19 protein-coding genes and 1 pseudogene are annotated in these 21,107 nt (G+C 42.4%); 14 read left to right on the top strand and 6 right to left on the bottom strand.

Going from position 1 to position 21,107, the window contains the following annotated elements:
• Positions 1-412 precede the first annotated feature (412 nt).
• Entirely contained in the window at positions 413-664 is a 252-nt protein-coding gene (locus HWQ44_RS05680; RefSeq protein WP_292716048.1) for a hypothetical protein, read from the bottom strand.
• A gap of 275 nt (positions 665-939) precedes the next feature.
• On the opposite strand from HWQ44_RS05680, the gene HWQ44_RS05675 reads away from it, so the two are divergent.
• The 4 genes from HWQ44_RS05675 to HWQ44_RS05660 are packed head-to-tail and all read left to right on the top strand — an operon-like array spanning position 940 to position 3,948.
• Positions 940-1,551 carry a sigma-70 family RNA polymerase sigma factor gene (locus HWQ44_RS05675; RefSeq protein WP_292716045.1) on the top strand — a complete coding sequence of 204 codons (612 nt, stop codon included), beginning with the start codon at positions 940-942 and terminating at the stop codon, positions 1,549-1,551.
• Entirely contained in the window at positions 1,548-1,895 is a 348-nt protein-coding gene (locus HWQ44_RS05670; protein WP_292716041.1) for a hypothetical protein, read from the top strand. The genes HWQ44_RS05675 and HWQ44_RS05670 overlap by 4 nt, the downstream gene beginning before the upstream one ends.
• 12 nt (positions 1,896-1,907) lie before the next feature.
• Positions 1,908-2,390 carry a Spy/CpxP family protein refolding chaperone gene (locus HWQ44_RS05665; RefSeq protein WP_292716038.1) on the top strand — a complete coding sequence of 161 codons (483 nt, stop codon included), beginning with the start codon at positions 1,908-1,910 and terminating at the stop codon, positions 2,388-2,390.
• A gap of 4 nt (positions 2,391-2,394) precedes the next feature.
• Entirely contained in the window at positions 2,395-3,948 is a 1,554-nt protein-coding gene (locus HWQ44_RS05660; protein WP_292716035.1) for a DUF1800 domain-containing protein, read from the top strand.
• A 24-nt stretch (positions 3,949-3,972) separates the two neighbouring features.
• Here HWQ44_RS05660 and HWQ44_RS05655 read toward each other — a convergent pair whose 3' ends face one another.
• Positions 3,973-4,119, bottom strand: a complete 147-nt coding sequence (locus HWQ44_RS05655) for a hypothetical protein (protein ID WP_292716032.1) — start codon at positions 4,117-4,119, stop codon at positions 3,973-3,975.
• 73 nt (positions 4,120-4,192) lie between these two features.
• Here HWQ44_RS05655 and HWQ44_RS05650 point away from each other — a divergent pair, with 73 nt between their 5' ends.
• A complete protein-coding gene (locus tag HWQ44_RS05650) occupies positions 4,193-5,425 on the top strand; it encodes a DUF1501 domain-containing protein (protein ID WP_292716029.1) in 1,233 nt (410 codons plus the stop codon).
• Between the two features lie 8 nt (positions 5,426-5,433).
• Here HWQ44_RS05650 and HWQ44_RS05645 read toward each other — a convergent pair whose 3' ends face one another.
• A complete protein-coding gene (locus HWQ44_RS05645) occupies positions 5,434-6,684 on the bottom strand; it encodes a glycosyltransferase (RefSeq protein WP_292716026.1) in 1,251 nt (416 codons plus the stop codon).
• Between the two features lie 122 nt (positions 6,685-6,806).
• Here HWQ44_RS05645 and shc point away from each other — a divergent pair, with 122 nt between their 5' ends.
• On the top strand, positions 6,807-8,723 hold the full coding sequence (shc, locus tag HWQ44_RS05640) for a squalene--hopene cyclase (RefSeq protein ID WP_292716023.1): 1,917 nt from the start codon (positions 6,807-6,809) through the stop codon (positions 8,721-8,723).
• A gap of 1,285 nt (positions 8,724-10,008) precedes the next feature.
• On the opposite strand, the gene HWQ44_RS05635 is transcribed toward shc, so the two are convergent.
• Positions 10,009-10,500, bottom strand: coding sequence for an orange carotenoid protein N-terminal domain-containing protein (locus HWQ44_RS05635; RefSeq protein WP_292716021.1), 492 nt, complete (start codon positions 10,498-10,500; stop codon positions 10,009-10,011).
• A 504-nt stretch (positions 10,501-11,004) separates the two neighbouring features.
• Positions 11,005-11,403: a DUF6335 family protein gene (locus HWQ44_RS05630; RefSeq protein WP_292716018.1), complete on the bottom strand. Its 399-nt coding sequence runs from the start codon at positions 11,401-11,403 to the stop codon at positions 11,005-11,007.
• Between the two features lie 356 nt (positions 11,404-11,759).
• Between HWQ44_RS05630 and HWQ44_RS05625 the strand changes: the two genes are divergently transcribed.
• The 6 genes and pseudogenes from HWQ44_RS05625 to HWQ44_RS05600 all read left to right on the top strand — a co-directional run bounded on the left by HWQ44_RS05625 (position 11,760) and on the right by HWQ44_RS05600 (position 15,676).
• Positions 11,760-12,161 (top strand): DUF2267 domain-containing protein, encoded by a 402-nt coding sequence (locus HWQ44_RS05625; protein WP_292716015.1) that lies wholly within the window; start codon positions 11,760-11,762, stop codon positions 12,159-12,161.
• 106 nt (positions 12,162-12,267) lie between these two features.
• The gene (locus HWQ44_RS05620; RefSeq protein WP_292716011.1) at positions 12,268-13,365 is read left to right on the top strand and encodes a DJ-1/PfpI/YhbO family deglycase/protease; all 1,098 of its coding nucleotides are present in this window, start codon (positions 12,268-12,270) and stop codon (positions 13,363-13,365) included.
• A gap of 107 nt (positions 13,366-13,472) precedes the next feature.
• Positions 13,473-14,171, top strand: a complete 699-nt coding sequence (locus HWQ44_RS05615; RefSeq protein WP_292716008.1) for an SRPBCC family protein — start codon at positions 13,473-13,475, stop codon at positions 14,169-14,171.
• A gap of 19 nt (positions 14,172-14,190) precedes the next feature.
• A pseudogene (locus HWQ44_RS05610) lies at positions 14,191-14,376 on the top strand (zinc-binding dehydrogenase); the annotation flags it as partial.
• 117 nt (positions 14,377-14,493) lie between these two features.
• Entirely contained in the window at positions 14,494-14,892 is a 399-nt protein-coding gene (locus tag HWQ44_RS05605; protein WP_292716006.1) for a hypothetical protein, read from the top strand.
• A 442-nt stretch (positions 14,893-15,334) separates the two neighbouring features.
• Positions 15,335-15,676, top strand: coding sequence for a cupin domain-containing protein (locus HWQ44_RS05600; RefSeq protein ID WP_292716003.1), 342 nt, complete (start codon positions 15,335-15,337; stop codon positions 15,674-15,676).
• 148 nt (positions 15,677-15,824) lie between these two features.
• Here HWQ44_RS05600 and HWQ44_RS05595 read toward each other — a convergent pair whose 3' ends face one another.
• Positions 15,825-16,784 carry an SGNH/GDSL hydrolase family protein gene (locus tag HWQ44_RS05595; protein WP_292715999.1) on the bottom strand — a complete coding sequence of 320 codons (960 nt, stop codon included), beginning with the start codon at positions 16,782-16,784 and terminating at the stop codon, positions 15,825-15,827.
• Between the two features lie 768 nt (positions 16,785-17,552).
• On the opposite strand from HWQ44_RS05595, the gene HWQ44_RS05590 reads away from it, so the two are divergent.
• Together HWQ44_RS05590 and HWQ44_RS05585 are read left to right on the top strand one after the other, a co-directional pair.
• Positions 17,553-20,471, top strand: coding sequence for a glycerol-3-phosphate acyltransferase (locus HWQ44_RS05590; protein ID WP_292715997.1), 2,919 nt, complete (start codon positions 17,553-17,555; stop codon positions 20,469-20,471).
• On the top strand, positions 20,468-20,815 hold the full coding sequence (locus HWQ44_RS05585; protein WP_292715994.1) for a cupin domain-containing protein: 348 nt from the start codon (positions 20,468-20,470) through the stop codon (positions 20,813-20,815). Before HWQ44_RS05590 ends, HWQ44_RS05585 begins: the two co-directional genes overlap by 4 nt.
• Positions 20,816-21,107 lie beyond the last annotated feature (292 nt).

Below are 21,107 nucleotides of genomic sequence, written 5' to 3'. Positions count from 1 at the left end.
TTTCATCTTTAGATATGGTTAAAACGCTGATGTTATGAACCAAAAACGTTGTTTTTATAAGAACATTTTAGTAGGACAGCGATCGCTGTTTTCTGGTTAAATCTAATGAAAATGATAATCAAATAAGGAAGTAGTATGTGATCTTTGCTCACATACTACCTGCTAACCACCTACCCCGGTTTTCTCACAAAGAGATAAAAAATGGGGTCAAAAACTGCGGAAATGTATTCTACTTTTTATCGGTCTAGGGACTGACAAATAAAAAAATACTCAACTACTTATTGTGAGGTGGGCGACACGAGAGCCCATACATATAAAGCAGGCAAGATGCCCACCCCACAAGATTGGGTAATTTATTTGTTGGAAGTCCCCTAGTCTATTAAGTGCTAATTTCTTAAATGAGAGCGATGTATTATCGATAACCATACTCATGTCTTGAGCGCCATTCACGTTTCTCATGCTCTCTATGTATCCGTTCACGGCGCTCACGTTCTTCACGTTCTCTACGTAGCAATACTAACCTTGCATGTTCTCGTTCGCGCCATTCATGTCGATTATTGTTTCCCAAAATTACTTCTACTTGAGCAGATGCACGCTCTGCTAAAACACTCGAAGTTAGCAAAACGCCTAACAAACAAGATGAGAGAATTCTTTTCATGTTCATAAAGACATACCTTTGATTGAACCAGAAATCTATAGTTTTAGACTTCTTTCCTTCACAAAAGGTTCAATTAGGAGAGACCTCTTTCACTCCTATACCAGCCGTGTTCTTAATTGCCCGTTGTGTGGTATTGCTCTGGTTCGTACTAAAGAATGTGACAGATACAAGCCTAGAAACCCAGATAAAAATTTAGAAAGCTGAATTTTTAATTGGTATAACCCATTTGAACCTTTTTCCCATTCATCCAGTCTAATAAATACAAGCAACGAAACGGATAGATGAGAACGCCTCAGGTGTTAGTTGTGCCAGCTAAGGTTAATAAAGCAAATCAATTCATTGGCGAATCAGAAAACGAATCTGACAGTTATCTAGTACAGCAGTGTCTGCGAGGTGATACCCAAAGCTACGGTCAGCTTTACCGACGGCATCAGCAAAAAGTGCGGTCAATCCTCTACAAACTATGCACTCCAGCCTCTCTCGACGATGTAGTGCAGGAAGTATTTCTGCAAACTTGGAAAGGATTGCCCAAGTTTCGCCAAACAGCAAAATTCTCCACCTGGCTGTACCGAATCGCTTGGAACGTGGCTTATGACCAGCGACAGGCAGATGTTCAAAGACGAACTCAATTAGAGATTCTGAGTCAAAAAACTCCTACCCAACAGGAAGCCCCAGAGTTAATGAATATGCATTATCAAGACCTTGTGCAACGGGGACTGGCAAACCTAAGTTTTGACCATCGCACGATATTGGTTTTGCATGATTTGGAAGAAGTACCTCAAAAAGAGGTAGCACAAATCCTGGACATTCCTCTAGGAACAGTCAAGTCACGTCTATTCCATGCTCGTGCTACTATGCGTCAATTTCTCCAAAACCAAGGAGTAGAGCTATGACTCAGTTTCCCAATGATGATCCTGACCTGATTAATTTTCTATGCCAACATTGTCCAGAAGTTCCACCAGCCTCACCTGATTTAGAACAACAAATTTTACGACAGGTGAAAACTTGGTCTGAGCCACCCAAAAGCCATTATTCAAGGCTGAGGTTAATTGTGCCTGCTCTTGCTGCTGGATTAGTAGCTGCGATAGTTGGCTACCGTGCCTTCGTACCTGCTCAACCAAGTCTAGCTGAACTTGCCACATTGGAAGGTTTTATTGAAAGCAATTGGCAAGGTACAGTCAGTAACGAACATCTGGAAAGTGATGTATGGCATTTTACAGACTTAGATACTGAATAGGAGATCGCTTTGATGTTAATCCGTCGTGTTTCCATTTTGGCGGTGGCGATGATTGCCCTTGGTAGCACTATTGCTCTGGCCAAGCCCACTTTACTTTCACGTCAAGTCATTGCCCAAAACCCCACAAGTGTAACTCGTCCAAATCGTGCTAAATCAGGGGGATGGCTCAAGGATTTGAATTTGACATCTCAGCAACTGCAACAGATTAAGCAAATTCGTAATCAATCTAAACAGCAGATAGCCCAAAAATCACAGGAGATACGTCAAGGGCAACAGGAATTACATGACCTGATAGCAGGGACAGCTAGTAAAGAGCAAGTGCGGGATAAATATAACCAAATTAAGCTTGTAAAGCAGCAGCTTGCAGATACCCAGTTTGAAAATACCCTTGCTATTCGAGAAATTTTGAACCCAGAGCAACGGCAGAAATTTGCCGAACGGATGTATAAGAAAAATTCTCGCCAAAATCCTCCACCTCCAGCACAGCACAATTAATTCTATGAGTGTAAAGCCTAAATATTGGGTGTTATTGCTGTTGATCTTACTGGGAGGAATTGATCCTAGTAATGCAGCCTCCACACCTCTTGACCCAAAAGTATTACATATAATTAATCGCCTTAGCTTTGGCCCTCGTCCGGGAGATGTGCAAAGAGTGGAGTCTATGGGTGTAGAGCGATATATTCAGGAGCAACTTTCACCCGAATCGATTCCCGAATCGCAAGGTCTGACCAGCCAACTACAGCAGCTAGATACTCTCCACTTGAATCCGGTGGAACTCTTAGAATATGGCAAAACTAATCTCCCAGGACAAAAACCCACCCAGTCAGAAAGAAAAGCTGCCAATAAGTGGGCTGAACAGGTGCTAAATGAGGCAGTCCAGGCGCGATTATTACAGGCAACTAGCAGTAAGCGACAACTCCAGGAAGTGATGGTGGACTTTTGGTATAACCATTTTAATGTGGATGCTGCTAAAGGACGCGATCGCCTTTGGGTAGGAGCTTATGAACAACAGGCGATTCGACCTTACGCTTTGGGTCGCTTTCGTGATCTGTTAGGGGCAACAGCTCATCATCCAGCTATGCAGTTTTATCTGGATAACTTCCAAAATCGGGCTGACAGCCGCCCCGATGCTCAGGGTAATGTCCGAGGTTTGAATGAGAACTATGCCCGCGAACTGATGGAGTTACACACTCTCGGTGTAGATGGAGGTTATACTCAGCAAGATGTAATTGCTCTAGCGCGGATTTTGAGTGGTTGGGGTTTCAGTCGTCCCAGTCAGCAAACGGATAATAATTTTGGATTTGACTTCAACCCCAAGCGTCATGATTTTAGCGAGAAAGTTTTTCTTGGACACACAATTAAAGGCGGTGGTGAAGCCCAAGGGGAGGAAGCTCTAGATATTTTGGCTCGAAGTCCGGCAACTGCACATCACATTAGCTATCAAATAGCTCAATATTTTGTTAGCGATCGCCCCCCGACTACTCTGGTAAATAATCTCACACAACGTTATCTTGCCACTGATGGCAATATTCGTGAAGTTCTCAATACCCTATTCCACAGTCGGGAATTCTGGGATGCAAAAAACTTTAATGCCAAGTTTAAAACACCCTATCAATACGCTATCTCGGCGGTGCGGGCTACAGGTATGGAAGTGAATAACACAAGACCAATTTCCAACCTGCTGCAACAGTTGGCAATGCCTCTATACCGTTGTCAAACTCCAGACGGTTACAAAAACACGGCAGATGTATGGTTAAATTCTGATGCAATGAACCGCCGCCTCAGCTTTGCTGCTGCTCTCGCCAATGGAAATTTCCCCTTATCAACCATTCCCACAAAGATAGAACAGAGGCAGAGGACACCGGGACAGGAGGCAATCGGCACAGAGCAAAGACCTTTACAAAAGTCTCCCAGTATTCCTGTAGATGCTGGGCAATTAACCAATACATTGGGCAATTCTTTGTCAATGAAAACGCAAAAGGCGATCGCCTCTAGTGACTCTCAAATCCGTAGTGCTTTAATCTTGGGCAGTCCAGAATTTATGCGTCGTTAGTTACATAATTGTCAGTTACAAAACTCATATAGCAGTTTCACTGCGATGCAATATGCCCTCTTCGGCACAGATAATATCATGTTCGGGTAAAGACTTATCATTTAGACCGCAGGGGTGCAGGGAGTAGGGAGAAAGAGGTTTTCCTGACTTTTGCACGGATGCGGTAATCATAAGTAATTAACCGGACTTGATATAACTTGCATTCTACCAAATTGAAAACAGTCATAATTCAGTACTTTTAAAGATGAAAAGACGTGATTTTCTGATCCAAAGTGGAATTTTTTCAGCTGCCGCAATCACAGCCATAGGTAGCAATGCTTGGGTAGCTAGATCCGCTATCCAGAACAGCGATCGCAAGCGCTTGATTGTAATCTTCCTCCGGGGGGCAGTAGACGGTTTAAACGTCGTAGTTCCTTACTCACAAACAGCTTACTATCAAGCCCGACCGCAAATTGCAATTCCCCAACCAGGGAAGGAGGGGGGAGTCTTAGATTTAGACGGGCGCTTTGGGTTACATCCAGCATTAGCTCCTCTAATGCCCTTCTGGCAAGAGAATAGTCTGGCATTTGTTCATGCTTGTGGTTCCCCCGATCCAACTCGCTCTCACTTTGATGCTCAACAATATATGGAAAATGCTACCCCTGGTGACAAACATACTCAGGATGGTTGGATGAATCGTTTACTAGGGGTAATTTCTCAAAAAACACCCATCCAAGCAGTAAGTGTTGGAGAAACAACACCCTGGATTTTTTCTGGTCGGATGCCTGTAGCTAACATAGCATCAGGGAAAAATGCTAGCAGACCTCTACCAATAGATCGTCCTCAATTAGCAGCAGCATTTGACCAACTTTATAGTGGTAATGATGCCCTAAGTCAGACCTATCGCCAGGGACGGATGGCGCGTCAAGCGATCGTGAATGACCTAGATAGTGAAATGAAAATGGCGAATAATGGTGCGCCTTTACCTGATGGCTTCGCCAGCGATGCCCGACGACTGGCGCAACTAATGGTCAAAGACCCCAGAATTGAGTTAGGGTTTATGGCTTTGGGGGGTTGGGATACCCATGTCAATCAAGGTAGCACTCAGGGACAGTTAGCTCGGAACTTAAAAAAATTGGGTTCAGGTTTGGCAGCTTTTATCGAAGGTTTGGGGAGCGTTTACCAGAATACAACAATTGTCGTGATGTCCGAGTTTGGTCGTACAGTCAAGCAAAATGATAACGGTGGTACTGACCACGGTCATGGGAATGCGATCTGGGTTTTGGGCGGTAAAATTCGCGGTGGTAAAGTTTACGGTGAATGGCCTGGTCTATCTACAGACCAACTTTACCAAGGTAGGGACTTGGCTATTACCACTGATTTTCGGGATGTTATCTCTGTCGTGTTGTCAGATCATCTACATCTTAATCAAGCAAAATTGAATCAAGTATTACCAAATTATGCTTCTACTCAGAAAGTAGCATTAATTGTCAAGTAGCCTAACGATTATAAATTATCCGAACTGGGATAAACTCTTCCTTTCCAAGCGCCGCCGCGCCCTTGCCAGTGACGGAGTGCTGAATCTAGAGTCATCAGGGTATACAGAAAAGCGATCGCAGGTAAACTAAATGCAAACCAGACAGAACATTTATAAAAGCGGATTGTCGGGTAGTAAGCCAACGCCATTAATAGCCATCCTAATAAACCTGTAAGTGCGATCGCCCAATTGCTCCAAATTGCACCCAGAATTACACACAGCGGTGCAACTAAATAAATCAGAGGCATTCCTACCAAAGTTCCCAATAGTAGTAATGGAGAATAATTCAATTGGGTATAGGCAGTACGAGCAACCATATCCCAAATCGTCGCCAGCGAGTCATAGGGACGCAGACTCCGAGTCAAGGTACTCAATCCTAGCCAGATACGCCCTTGGCTGGGGATGGGGTACTGGGGATTGGGTACTGGGGATTGGGAAAACTCTTCCCTAGTCCCTAGTCCCCAGCCCCCAGTCCCTCTCTTAACAGCCTGAGCTAGGGCGCAATCGTCAATTAAAGCTTGGCGAATCACTTGAATACCCCCGATTCGCTCTAAAGCTTCACGGGCGATCAGAATAGATCCCCCGGCGGCGGCTGCTGTGGGATTGTTGGGATTATTCACCCAGCGAAAAGGATAGAGTTTTTGGAAGAAAAAGACGAAAGCTGGAATCAAAAGTTTTTCCCAAAAGCTTTTACACCTGAGTCGCACCATTACCGAAACCAGGTCTAAATCTTCCTGCACAGCTTTAGCAACCAGTCGGCGAAGATTACCAGAATCATGTTCGATGTCTGCGTCGGTCAGTAAAAAATAATCAGGTGCAAAAGTACTGGCGCTTTTTATCCCTTGCTCAACGGCCCAAAGTTTGCCCGACCAACCAGAAGGTAGTAATTCGCCTGAGATAATATGCAATTGCTGGGGTTTACCGACAGCGTGTGCAACCCCTTCAGCAAAATTTGCTGTCCGGTCTGTGCTGCGATCGTCTACTAAAAACACGTTGAAAGAACCAGGGTAGTCTTGAAGTAGGAGCGATCGCAGTGTGGTTGGTATTAACTCAGCTTCGTTACGGGCTGGAACCACCACACAAACCACAGGTAATGATTTTAGCTGAGTTTCTGTAACCTCTAATTGCTGGTCTGTCCGCCAAAATTGTCCCCAAAAACACAGTAATCCTAACCAAATTGTCAAGGATAAGAGCATCAATCCTAATACAATTACATCCATGACCTATTGCAAATTTTCAGTGACTCAGACACAATACTATGTCTATTGATAGAGGAAAAAAATTTTTTCACTGTAGTGCGGTGTTTATAACTAGGTTGAGTGTTGAGGTTAAATAGTATTTGATGCGAACACAAGACAGGGTAAAAGTCAATCAAGTTCCAGAAGCGATCGCAGCCAGTCAAGAATATTTGCTTTCGATTCAAAATCCGGCAGGTTACTGGTGGGCAGAGTTAGAATCTAATGTCACCATCACTGCTGAAGTTGTCCTCCTGCATAAAATTTGGGGAACAGACCAAACCAGAGCTTTACACAAGGTTGCAGCATATTTGCGTCAAGAGCAACGGCAGCATGGCGGCTGGGAACTTTACTATGGTGATGGCGGAGAACTTAGCACTTCGGTTGAAGCCTACATGGCGCTAAGACTGCTAGGTGTACCAGCAACCGATCCGGCGATGATTCGGGCGCAAGCTTTTATTCTGCAACGAGGTGGGATCAGCAAAACTCGGATTTTTACCAAGTTGCACCTAGCCTTGATTGGCTGCTACAACTGGCGCGGTATTCCCTCGCTACCAGCTTGGGTGATGCTGTTACCAAAAGCTTTCCCCGTCAATATCTACGAGATGTCTAGCTGGGCACGTTCCAGCACAGTACCATTACTGATTGTGTGCGATCGCAAACCTGTTTTTCTCACCGACTCAGCTATCAACCTAGATGAGCTATATGCTGAAGGGATCGATCGAGTCCAGTGGGAATTACCCCAAAGTGGCGATTGGACAGATTTATTCCTCACCCTGGATCAGGGGTTCAAGTTGGCAGAAAGTCTGAATTTAGTACCTTTTCGCCAAGAAGGCATCAAAGCCGCCGAAAAGTGGATTTTAGAGCGCCAAGAAGCTACAGGCGATTGGGGCGGGATTATTCCGGCGATGTTGAATTCAATGCTAGCTTTGCGGTGTCTGGATTATGACCGAAACGATCCCATTGTAGAACGAGGTTTACAAGCAATTGATAACTTTGCCATTGAAACAGAGGATAGCTACCGAGTTCAGCCTTGTATTTCACCCGTCTGGGATACAGCTTGGGCAATGCGTGCTTTAGTAGAATCTGGCTTTGCACCAGATCATCCCGCCGTGGTAAAGGCTGGAGAATGGTTATTGCAAAAACAAATTTTAGATTACGGAGATTGGGCTGTCAAAAATCGCCAAGGAAAACCAGGGGCTTGGGCGTTTGAGTTTGAGAATCGCTTTTATCCTGATGTAGACGACTCGGCGGTGGTAGTGATGGCACTACATTTGGCGAAACTCCCTAATGAAAAAATCAAGCAGGCTGCGATCGCTCGGGCGTTAAACTGGATTGCATCTATGCAATGTAAACCAGGCGGGTGGGCTGCTTTTGATTTAGATAACGATCAAGATTGGCTCAACTCCATTCCTTATGGCGACTTGAAAGCCATGATCGATCCAAACACCGCAGATGTTACGGCTAGAGTCGTAGAAATGCTGGGTGCTTGTGATTTGGCAATTGATAGTGATAATTTGGAGCGATCGCTTGTTTATCTTTTGCGTGAACAAGAAACCGAAGGCTGTTGGTTTGGTCGTTGGGGTGTAAATTATATCTATGGTACCAGTGGCGTTTTATCAGCTTTGGCGTTAATTGCTCCTCAAAGGCATAAACTCAGTATAGAACGGGGAGCAGCTTGGTTAGTTGGATGTCAAAACCTTGATGGTGGTTGGGGTGAGACTTGCCGCAGCTATGACGCTCCCAGTCTTAAAGGAAAAGGAAATAGTACTGCATCTCAAACTGCTTGGGCTTTAATTGGCTTGATAGCAGCAGGTGAAGCTACTGGTAAATTAGCTCTTGAGGTGATTGAGCGGGGAATTGGCTATTTGGTGGCAACTCAACAGCCCGATGGTACTTGGTTTGAGGCGGACTTTACAGGTACTGGATTTCCTTGCCATTTTTATCTCAAGTATCATCTCTATCAACAATACTTTCCTTTAATTGCGCTAGGTCGCTATCAAGCAGTGATTCAAAAAGGTTAATTCTGGTTATTTTGGTAGGGGCACAAAAAATATTGTGCTCCTAAGGCGTATTACTGTAGCTAATACTCACATCCATAAGTCATATCATGTTCGGGTGAAGACTTATCATTTAGACCGCAGAGGTGCAGGGGGCAGGGAGCAGGGAGAAAGAGGTTTTCCTGACTTTTGCACGGATGCGGTAATCATAAGTTATTAACCGGACTTGATATCAACCTTAAAACATTGGGTTTAAAAAAACCTAGAAAGTCCCAAATAAAACTACTATTCTATGATTACTCAACCCAACAAATTAAGCTTACCGCGCTACTACATTGATAAATTGTATTACAAGTAATCACCCCAACTTGAAATCAGCCATACTTCTTAATTGACTTGCTTGCCGAGGTAGTGAGTATGGTAAATATGTTCTGATCTCTGATCGGAATAATTCACGCCAAGCAAATAGCTGTAATTTTAGGTATCAGTCCTGAATTCTCATTACTTAAATTAGCAGGTTTTTGTGTTAGTAATGTATCTATTTTATTAGTGAGTATTGTATCATAGCTGAAGTATTAAATCACTCCGAAAACTTTCTAGCGATCGCTTCTATTTATTCTATTTAAAGCATTAATAATTGAAATACATAGCTTTCATTTATCAACAAATTTGTTAGCCATAATAACTTATGCTAAATTAGCTACACCTTGATGTTTTTCAAGGAGTTTATCTGGTATTAAATATAATAAAAACTAATTAAATCTCCAATGTAAAATTTTGGACTCTTCCTTTTATGTGTCTGTTAATAAAAAATATTTAAGTTTATATGAAACACTATAAAAATATATAGGAATAATATAAAATAACCATATTTAAACCAACCAAAAGACAGATTAAATCAACTATATTTACTTTTAAGATATTGAGTACAAAACAAAGGGCGTTTCGACTGTAGGGTGCAATTGACCTAAGGACATAGATGAGCGCAGAGTAAGAGTTTTGGTTTTTACTCTGTGTTTATTTATCAAAATTCAGCTTTATATTAGGCGTCTGGCAAATAAGCTTGCTTAAGAGAAGGGGTATAAAAGGGTATAAGACCCTTACCCCTTTCCTGAAGGTGACAGTGCGTATCACAGGCAAGAGTTGCTAACGGTACGCTAACACCTATCACCTAGTTTGGAAAACCTGCTGGCGAGGAAAGATTTTTTGATTCCTGATTCTACTACAACTGAATGAAATCGGTATAACAGGCATCGTCATCCAGAGACTAAAAAAGTAGCCTCAAGCAGTCTAAAAATTTCAAAAATCCCTAAATTTCAGCACCTGCTTTTGCTTCGGCACCCATTGGTGAAACATAATCACGGAAAAGAGTAATCTGTTGCTCAAAGGCTAATCCTTGAATTCTGCCAAACAAGGCTTTAGATTCTGAGGGAAGTTCATAGTCAGAAGGTACAGGAATGATAGTACCATCATCCATACCTTGAGATAATCGATACCAAAATAGTAGCTTGGTGGTATCACCTAAAGAACCATATTCACGAGAAATTTGGTTATCTACTTTATTAATCAAGTCACGCTGAACTTGTAATTGTTGTTCGTGAGATAATTCCTTAACTTGATTAAACAAACCTTCAGCAATTTCTGGAGAAACAGTACTGGCACCAGGAGCAGCTGGCGTAATTGAGCCACCCATTTCTTTGTAAATGAACCAAAACAAAGCCAATTGTTGATCCACATCCAACTTTTGCCAAGCTTGAACATGTTCCCGAATAGTTGGATCGCTAGTTTGTGTAAATGTCATTATTAACTCCAGATGCAATTAATCAGTTTCATTAGCAAGGTTATCAAATATATACTTGGGGTTTTACCCTACTGAAGACAGATGTCTTCTAATCATAAAGAAGAAGAATTATAAAATCTAAATCGGGCAGAATATAGTTTTGCATTAAAAATATTACAGTTGGATAATCACCCAACATCAAAAGCCCAAATAATGCTTGACAAGAGCAAGGTGAAGCAATTAGCAATTGGAAGTTTGCTGCAAAATTGTTTTGTGAGCTATTTCGGTGGATAGATGTTGGCTTGATTGTGATAGTGCTTAAAGGATGTTTTAAAAGCGATCGCTAATGTATCCAAAACTTTAAATCCTCCTTAAAAAGGAGGACTTTGAGAAGATTATTACGCCTTTTTTAAGAGCAACGCTGTTTTACTCGATAAAATAGGGATTTTATCAAGAGGATAAAAGAGGAATTTGCTTGAGTTGATAACCAAAAGATTACCGCATAAACTTCTACTTTTATTGAGCTTATTCTGGCCGATCTTGATAATCTTCAGAAGATTTTGGATCTAACTCCCAGCGATCGCCGTCACGTTCCTCTAAAATATCGTTGGTATGTAGAAACTCAGAATCAGCCATTTCTAGCCCCACTGCTGTTTCTAGCTCCTCAGTTACATTTTGATCGGGAGTGGAAGTACTACCACCAACTGCTTCATCTCCAACTGCATCTGCATCTTGCCAGTAAGCATCAACATCCCCACCAGTTAGTTCAGGACTAGTTTCTGTGTACTCGTCTCTTTCTGCTTTTATTGAGCGTCCGCCAATATTGTATCCTGGCAAGTCTTTCACACCAGTCCCGTAGGATTCAGTAATTTCTTGTGGCAAATCATTGGTTTTAATTTTATCAGGATGATTTTTTTCTGCCATGATCCTAGCTCTTTTGTGCATTCCCACAATAACTTTTTTCTGTCACCAATTTGTCTAACTAGAGATGTATAGCTGATAAAATAATCTATCTCCTGGGAACGAAGCTAAATTTGCGATCGCACCATAACATTATAAATATGAATTAATGGTCAAGCAACTTGTAGTTGAAGTTTTTAGTTATGAGTTAGGAGCTATCAAACCGAAATTATTCAGTAGCCAGCTTTTCACTCATAACTATTTTTTAAGCATAAATAAAAATTTAACTTTAGCATTTTAACTTTTATTTATGCTTGAACCTAGCTGAGTGCTAAACAACAAGACATTCAAGCAGGAATTTTGATCAGTGGAGGTAGACAGTGGAATACGACGAGTTCATTACACATGTACAAAGTCTTACCCAATCAGACTCTCGTGAAGAGGCAGAACGTGCTACCCGTGCCACGCTAGAAACTCTTAAAGAACGTATCGCGGGTGATGACGCGGAGCAAATAGCTGCAAAGTTGCCCCAACAACTAGGCGATTGTTTACGAGGAAGAGAAGGAGATAGTGGTAATATTTTCAACTTGCAAGAGTTTATTGCCCGTGCTAGTCAAAAAGAAAATATAGAACCAACCACTGCGGCAATTCATGTTCGGGCTGTATTTACTGTCTTGCAAAATGCTATCAGTCCAGAGACATTTGCTGCCTTTAACGCATATTTTTCTCACGATTATCAAGAACTATTTACTATTTCACCAACAGGTGAAGTACCTGCATAATAGGCGATTCAAAATTTTTCTTCTTAAAACTCCTGGCTACGGAACTGTCCTAATCGATAAATATTGTAGCTAGTTAAATACTAGAAATAAATAGGTAATACCATCCATGACTGAGCATAACAATTATTCAAGTAATAAAAAAGTTGCTATCCTCATTGAACAAGCAGTAGAGGATGCAGAATTTACAGTTCCTTATAATGGACTCAAACAAGCAGGAATGGAGGTAGTAGTCCTCGGTTCCCGAATGAATGAAAAATATAAGGGTAAACGCGGCAAACTCAGCATCCAAGCTGATGGTACTACGACAGAAGCGATCGCAGCCGAATTCGATGCGGTAGTGATTCCTGGTGGGATGGCTCCCGACAAAATGCGGCGGAACCTGAACACAGTCCGTTTCGTACAAGAGGCCATACAACAAGGAAAATTAGTCGCTGCTGTTTGTCATGGGCCACAAGTTTTGATTGAAAGCGATTTGCTTAAAGGTAAACAAGTCACTGGTTTTAGCGCTATTGCTAAGGACATAGTTAACGCTGGCGCAAATTATTTAGATGAGCCGATAGTAGTTGACGGGAATTTGATTACATCTCGTGAACCTGGAGACTTAGCAATTTTCACCACAGCTATTTTGAGCCGTTTGGGCTATGGTGGCAAAGATGCTGCATTGCCAAATGAAAAAGATACAACTGCTGAATGGTGGAAACTAGCTGATGCTTGGGGTGGCTCAACTAAAGGTGATATTGGCAGAGGTTTAAATACTGCTCTGACTGGTGAACGTTATTCACTAGAAGCATTGGATAAGTATTTTGAAAAAGAATCAGATAGTGAAGTCAAATCACTCTTTCAAGAGATGATTGGTAATAAACAGCGCCACATTGAAAAGCTGGAAACCTATCTTCAACTCTTAGGCGAGAAACCTTCTTTAGGGTCAAATATTGCTAATCAGTATGCTAAGGTGAAAACTGCCTTAACAGGAAGTGACGACATATATCAGTTACGTTCCGCTTTAGGGGATGTGCAAACGGGTATTGGCGACATTGGCAATTTATCTGCGATGTTGACTGACCCAGTAGCAACTACTATTTTCAAAGAAATTTACCACGATTTATTGAAATACGAACAGCAATTAGTAAAGTTGTATCGGGCACGGGTAGGCGCTCAGATTCAGCCTCCTAAGCCAACTACAGGCGCAGCTTTATCAACGTAACAACCCAAGGCGCATTTGTCTAGAGTCTCCTAGAGAAGAAAGCAAAAGAGAAACAAGAGAGGATTTGCGTCTCTGTGGTTATTTTATTGTAATGGAGAGATAAAAAAGTGACTTCGACATCAGGTGATAAACTGACTACCAGTCAGGGTGAAGCTAGTGAAGTAGAGCGTTGGGCATCTCTCATCGGTGGGGGTGCTATGGTGCTGATGGGTTTAAAACAAGGTTCTTTGCGCGGAGTGCTAACGGTTTTGGCTGGTGGCGGTTTGATTTATCAAGGTGCAACAAAGCAAAGTACAATCCAACAAGCACAGGAAGCCATAGGCATAAACCAATCCATCAAAGTTGAAAAGACGGTAACAATTAATAAATCAGCAGAAGAATTGTATCGTTTTTGGCACAACTTTGAGAATCTGCCCACATTTATGAAGCATCTCAAATCTGTCCAGGTGTACAACGAAAAACGTTCTCATTGGATAGCCAATGCACCCTTGGGTAACAGCGTGGAATGGGATGCAGAAATTCTCGAAGATCGGGAAAATAAATTTATTTCTTGGGCTTCTGTGGAAGGTGCAGACATTGATAATTCTGGTTTTGTCCGCTTCCAAAAAGCACTAGGCGATAGGGGCACAGAAGTAAAGATTGTCTTAGAGTATAACCCACCAGGTGGAGCATTGGGAGCTACCGTAGCTAAACTTTTCGGTGAAGAACCACAACAGCAAATTGGTGATGAATTGCGCCGCTTCAAAATGCTAATGGAAGCAGGCGAAATTGCCACCACCGAAGGTCAACCAAGGGGACACAAGTAGCTATTTATACAGTATTATCTACATGATGGGTGCCGAAAAAGCGATTAAAAGCGATCGCTTTCCCGAACGCCTGAAAATGGCGAAAAAGTTTGCCAAAGCAGAAGTGATTAACTACGAAGAAGTTAATGCTGGCGAAACGTTGAAACAGATAACTGGTGGCTGTGGCCCCGATGCTTGCATCGATGCTGTTATTTTAGAACGCCATCAGATTTTTCAACAAAAAAAGGATAACTGGATGAAAGTTGTTCTTAAACCCTGAATGGTGAACAGTCATTCAGTATCTTTGAATTCTACACCCAACATAATGCAATTGAGGTTTTTTATGAATCGAGTAATTTCATCGCTGCGAAATATTCGCATTTCCCAAATTCTTGTAGTTTTTCTCGTAGGATTTATGTTTTTGCTAGGTCAGGCTTTTAGCTACGCTAACATAGCACAAGCTGATGTTAAGACTCCAGAAGGTACTTATTATAAAGGAGTACCAAATGAGCAAGGTGAAATTAGAAACGATACCCAAATCAGAGATGGTCAAAATACATTAAAAGGTGCTGTTAATAATATCCGAGAAAAGTTAAACTTGGATGAAAAAACTCCTGAAGCTACAAAAGAGTTTTTTGATCCTGCAAGAAACTTAACCGGAGATAAAGCTTCATCATCTAATGCAGCTAGAGAAGGTTATTATCAAAATCCTTCTAGCAAGCAACTGAGAGATAGAAGATAGACTTATAGCAAATTTTGAGTCTAAATTTTTGACTCATAGATTGTTGAATAAGTTTTGATAAGTTACTGAGACGCGATAATTATCGCGTCTCAAAATCAAGATATATCCAAGATTGCTCTTGATTGAGTAGTCATCGGTAATTAGTCAAACATGATTTTAGTGCATATCCCAGCGGAGGGTAGAAAAACTTTCTCTTTTAGGACTAATTCAAACCGCGTTAAAGAGTGAGTATGGTATTTCAAAGACTAATCAATAGTTGTAGTTGAATATTAAAGAGTCATAAATTCTTAATTAAGGACTAAATAATTATAAAAGCAGTTTGCTGCTATGGAGCAAACTATGTGCTGAGGGGAGAATATATAGAACAAGTCTCTTTCTTGTCTAGCTCCTCTATTTTGACTCTTCTCAAGGCTCAAGGTTAAAACTATAAAGAGGCAAAAATATGTCTGATAAAACCGTTAGCAAAGTAGACTCTAGTCATTCTCCTAAAGGCCAACTTGGTCAAAAATATCTTGCATCTGGCAAAAGTATTTCCATGCGTCTGTGGGAAAATGAACAACCGAACGAACCTAAAGATTCAACAGCAAGGGAATATGAAACTGTTGGTTATGTAATCAATGGTCGTGCAGAATTACATATTGAAGGGCAAACTATTTTACTAGAACCTGGGAGTTCTTGGATAGTACCAAAAGGAGCTAGCCACACCTATAAAATTCTAGAACCATTTACTGCTGTTGAAGCAACCAGTCCACCCGCTCAAGTTCACGGGCGAGATGAAAATTGATTTGCAGTTATCTGAAATTTGGGCGTTGCTGAATTCAGAATCCAACATGACTTGGAGTCCGACTGAGTAACGAATATTAGATCAGTCCGAAAAAGAATGTAGAGACGTGAGATTTCGTGTCTCTACAAGGATTCTGGATAAAGCATATTTAATTTCTGGAGATGTCTAGTATTTCCAAAAGCGATCGCTCCATAACTTCGCTGACAAATTTATTGCCTTGCAAGTTGAGGTGAATATGGTCGTGAAACAAACTTTGCGGGTTGGTAGTTGAATTGAAGCTCGGCAAAAAGTCTATATAGTTAATTTGCTGCACTTTGGTAAAATCGCTTAAGCGTTGACGGGCTTTAATTTCGTAATCGCGGGGGCCTGGTTCACCAATTTCTCGTAGCAAGGGAGTCATAACTAGCAGAAATTGGCTGTTGGTTTGACGAGTCAGGGCTTGAATTTTAGCGATCGCCTCCAGATTAATCCCCACGCGATCGCCTGGTTCATTTTGCACAGCTTTCATTTCAGGAATTGGCTTTTGCTTAATGATATAACGCTGCCACACCTCCACTAATGCTAGGGGAGGTTTACTATCTGGATAGTTGCGATCGCGTCCTACTGGTAAAGGAGTGGGAGGAGTTGCAAACAAATCATCGGTGTTAATTAATAACACTACCGCTTGCGCGTTGAAATTACCAAACTTCTCTAGATAAGCTAATTCATTCCTTGGCCCCCAAGAGTTAGCTGAAGCATTCAGCACTTCTACTTCCTGATAATTACTCTTAGAGAATGATGCCAGAGAACACATCATCAAACTAGAAATTGTATTAGTCTGATCTGTCCACCAGCCACCATTAGCAATAGAATCACCTAATAGTAAAACTCGCAGCCCAGAAGGTGCAGGTATCTTTTTTATCGGACTACCTCGCATGGAATATTCATTAATTTCAATGCGATTCCCAAAACGACGGGTACGCTGGTTAGGAGCCAACAAATAACCAATCTGCTCATCGCCAATATAAATCAGGGGATTACCAAAACCAAACAGCGATCGCAGTCCGATCTCGACTACTATAAACAATCCCACAACCACCGCCGAAATTACGATCAGTGCTACTTTCACCTACTCACACCCTTTTATACTGAGTTACTGTTCAACGATAGTAACTGACGCATTGGGCATCGAAAAGAGGCAGAGGAGCGGGGTGCGGGGGCGGAGGGGAAAATTCTTCTCCCTGCTCCCTTGCTTCTTCACCACTCAGCACTCAGCACTCTTGAGGGGTATTGGGCATTGGGCATGGAGAAGAGACAAGAGACAAGAGACAAAGGAGACAAGGAAGAGAGGGTAGAGAAGGAGAGACTTGTCCCTCTCATCTCCCCTACTCCCCAATCCCCAGTCCCCAATTTTGTATAAATAAGACCAATACCTCTAAAGAAATAAGTAATTGTGGGGTTTTAAAAATTGTGAAGGTTAAAACAAAATAGAATTAGGAATTTAACATCATCTGCAAATAGAAGGACTACAATCAAAACGGACAAATGTTTCATGCTCCAACAAGAGAGGATTACAAAGCTGTGTCCGACTTAAATCGAGGAATTATGAAATTTGAGGGTGCAGATTCCCCAAAAGTAGTCACTATCTCTACCGTGTTGCTTTTGGGATCAATAGCTGCTCTCATAATCTGGGCCCTGCAAGCTGCCTATGCGCTAAACTAAAACCATTAGTAGCCTAGAAGGACACTGGCAAAAACGGTTTCCGTCGTAGCCAAGTGTCCATTCAGCAACTAATAAATAAAAGCGCCCTAATCACCATCAAAAATTTCAGAAAAACTTTAGATTTGAGATTTGAGGTTTTAGATGGAAAATTTAAATCTAAAATCCAAAATCCAGAATGTTTGAACCTTGGGGTGTCTTAGTTATTTTAATTATCTGCCCCCTTTTGGGCGGATTACCCCTGATTTCATGGATTACTTACGCCCTGAAGCGGAAGCAATTATCACAAGTCGGTACAGGAAATATTAGTGTATCGGCTGCCTTTTATCACGGCGGTAAATTTGTCGGAATTCTGGCAGTCTTGTCAGAGGCTTTTAAAGGAGTTGCGGCAGTCTTACTCAGCCGCACTTTTTTCCCAGATGGCTCGTCTTGGGAATTAATTGCCCTCATCGCTTTGGTAATCGGTAGATACTGGATAGGCAGAGGGGCAGGTACGACAAATGTTGTCTGGGGATTTGTCGTACATGATCCACTGGTGGCATTATTTGTATCTTTTTTTGCAGGGATTAGTTTTACAATTCTGCAATCAAAACAGGTAGTCAAATTTGGGGTTTTGCTTCTTTTTCCTCTGTTTGTGGCACTTCTGCACCTTAGCGATATTCCCAGAATACTTGCTGCTGTGGCTTTAGCTGGTTTAATGGGCTGGATTTACATCAAAATTCCTGATGATATGAAACTGCCAGCCCAAGAGGCACAAACAGAATCGCAAGCGATGTTGGAATTTTTACGCGGCGATCGAGCAATGGTTTCTTTAGATGAAGAGTTGGATGCTGGCATTGTCGGAGAAAAGGCGGCTACGTTATCTCAAATTAAGCGCTGGGGCTATCCAGTCCCCAAGGGATGGGTACTGTCCCCAATCGACGATCCCCAAGTGTTGACAGAATTTCTCCAGCCATCAGAATTATCCCCCTTGGTGGTGCGTTCCTCGGCTATTGGAGAAGACTCAGAAAACGCTTCCGCTGCTGGACAGTATGAAACAGTTGTAAATGTTACCAGCTCTCAGGCATTACAGTCAGCGATCGCTCAAGTTCAAGCTTCCTACAATCATCCATTGGCTGTGCAATATCGGCGCGATCGCGGCTTAAATGATACAGCAATGGCTGTGTTGATTCAACAACAAGTCCAGAGTGTATATTCTGGCGTCGCTTTCAGTCGCGATCCTATTACGCAGCAAGGTGATGCGATCATCATTGAAGCCCTTCCAGGCAGCCCGACGCAAGTCGTTTCGGGAAAAGTCACACCAGAACAATATCGCGCTTTTGTCGTTGAAACAGAAAATTCTTACTCTATACAATTAGAGGGTGAAGGACGAGTCCCACAAGCATTAATTAAGCAAGTTGCATACTTAGCTTACCGACTCGAAAAACGCTATCATGGCACTCCTCAAGATATCGAGTGGAGTTCCGATGGTCAAACGCTTTGGGTATTGCAATCTCGACCGATCACTACTCTGTTACCCATCTGGACACGCAAAATCGCTGCTGAAGTGATTCCTGGAGTCATTCACCCCTTAACATGGTCGATTAATCGTCCTTTAACTTGTGGAGTTTGGGGAGAACTTTTTACTTTAGTTTTAAGCGATGCCTTTGGTAACGGCAAAGCCGAACGCGCCTTGGGGTTAGATTTCACCGAGACAGCAACTCTGCACTATTCCAGAGCCTACTTTAATGCATCCCTCTTAGGAGAGATTTTTCTCCGCATGGGACTGCCACCGGAAAGTCTAGAATTTTTAACCAGAGGAGCTAAATTAAGTAAACCGTCCTTGCAGTCAACTTGGGAAAATTTGCCAGGATTAGGGAAGTTGCTGAAGCGGGAATTAAGTTTAGAAAAGGACTTCAGGCAAGATTATCATAAACGGTTCATTCCTGGGTTGTCGCAGTTGGCGCAGGAAGAGATAGATAACTTGGAAGCACCAAAGTTGTTGGCAAGAATTGACTTTATTCTGGAGTTGCTGCGTCATGGGACTTATTACAGCATTTTAGCTCCCTTAAGTGCTGCTCTGAGACAGGCGATTTTTCGGGTAAAGGATGGGCAAATCGATCATAGCGTCACCCCAGAGATAGCAGCATTGCGATCGCTCAGTGCGATCGCAACAGATGCCAAGCAGGTATTGCAGGAGTTTGAGCCACAGCAGGTATTTGAGCAATTAAAGCAAACTCCAGAGGGAGAGAAGATCCTGCAAGAATTTAACGAATTACTTCAGGATTACGGCTATTTAAGTGAAGTAGGAACTGATATTTCCGTTCCCACTTGGCGGGAAAATCCCCAGATGATTAAGCAGATGTTTGTGCAGCTAATGCAGGGGAACGAACCACAATCAGGTGCTAAAGACGCGATTAATAGTATCTTTGCGGGTAAGCGCAAACGCTCTTTTGTGCAACGGCGTGTAGATATCAAAGGACGAGTCACCGAAGTTTATTCACGGCTTTTGGCTGAATTGCGTTGGAGCTTTGTGGGCTTAGAGAAGATTTGGTTAAAGTCTGGCTTACTCAATAAAACAGGCGATATCTTTTTTCTCAACTTTGATGAAGTGCGGCGTCTAATTGTGGGTGGAGATTCCAAGTTAATTGAGCAGTTAGATGAGTTAGTGGAATTTAGGCGATCGCAATTCTTGCAAGATAGCGAGATCATTCAAGTACCTCTTTTAGTCTACGGCAATACACCTCCTCATCCTTTAGCTCCCTCTGTGCTTTACTCAGACCAAATTTTACAAGGGATTGGAGCCAGTCACGGGCAAGCCGAAGGAAGAGTGAAGGTGTTGCGAAATTTACAAGACATTCCAGAGATTGACCGAGATACGATTCTGGTTGTACCTTACACAGATTCCGGCTGGGCACCATTGTTATTAAGGGCTGGAGGATTAATTGCCGAAGCTGGTGGAAGGCTTTCTCACGGTGCGATCGTTGCTCGGGAATACGGTATTCCCGCTGTGATGGATGTTCGAGGTGCTACATGGCTCTTGCAAGATGGTCAACGGGTACGGATTGATGGGTCTAGGGGTATTGTGGAATTATCTAACGATTTAAGACCCGAATGATTACCACTTCTCTGAAAAACTTGCCAGAAGAGTCTGTTTCTCACAATGCCGAAATCAAGAAAAAGGTGATGCTACGCTTCGGCGATTTACCTCACCTGACTAACTTTTCTCAAGCGCGTTTTGCTCCCGGACAAACCGCACCAGCACACGCGCATCAGGATATGTGTGAAGTATTCTTTGTGGAAGCTGGTTCGGGAGTAATTCACATTGATGGTAAAGAATACTCCCTGCTTCCGGGGAACTGCGTAGCGATAGAACCGGGAGAAGTACATGAAGTTGTCAATAGTGGCTCAACTGAGCTTGTTTTGACATACTTTGGTTTGCGAGTTGAAAAATCAGCCTAATTCTTTTGAATACAACATACAGTGAGGGCACAACAATGTTATGCCCTCACTGTATGTTTGTGGATGTTGCTTATAAACAAAACGTGAGTTTGATAAACCTCTCCCTGCCTTGAACTTTACTTCAAGTTTGTCCCCCTACTAATCGGAGAGGGACGGTTTTGCTAAAACCTCTTAGAGGTCTTTTTATGATCGCTAATTAGACAGATAAGATATCATGTCCGCCTAATTAGTTATAATTCCCGCATCTGTGCAAAAACCAGGAAACCCTCTTTCCCCCTGCCCCCTGCCCCCT

The sequence above is a fragment of the Nostoc sp. JL34 genome (genome assembly GCF_017114945.1).
In the GTDB taxonomy this organism is placed as follows: domain Bacteria; phylum Cyanobacteriota; class Cyanobacteriia; order Cyanobacteriales; family Nostocaceae; genus Nostoc.
The sequence above is the reverse complement of the archived record's forward strand: the minus strand, read 5'-3'. Positions and strand labels throughout refer to the sequence as shown.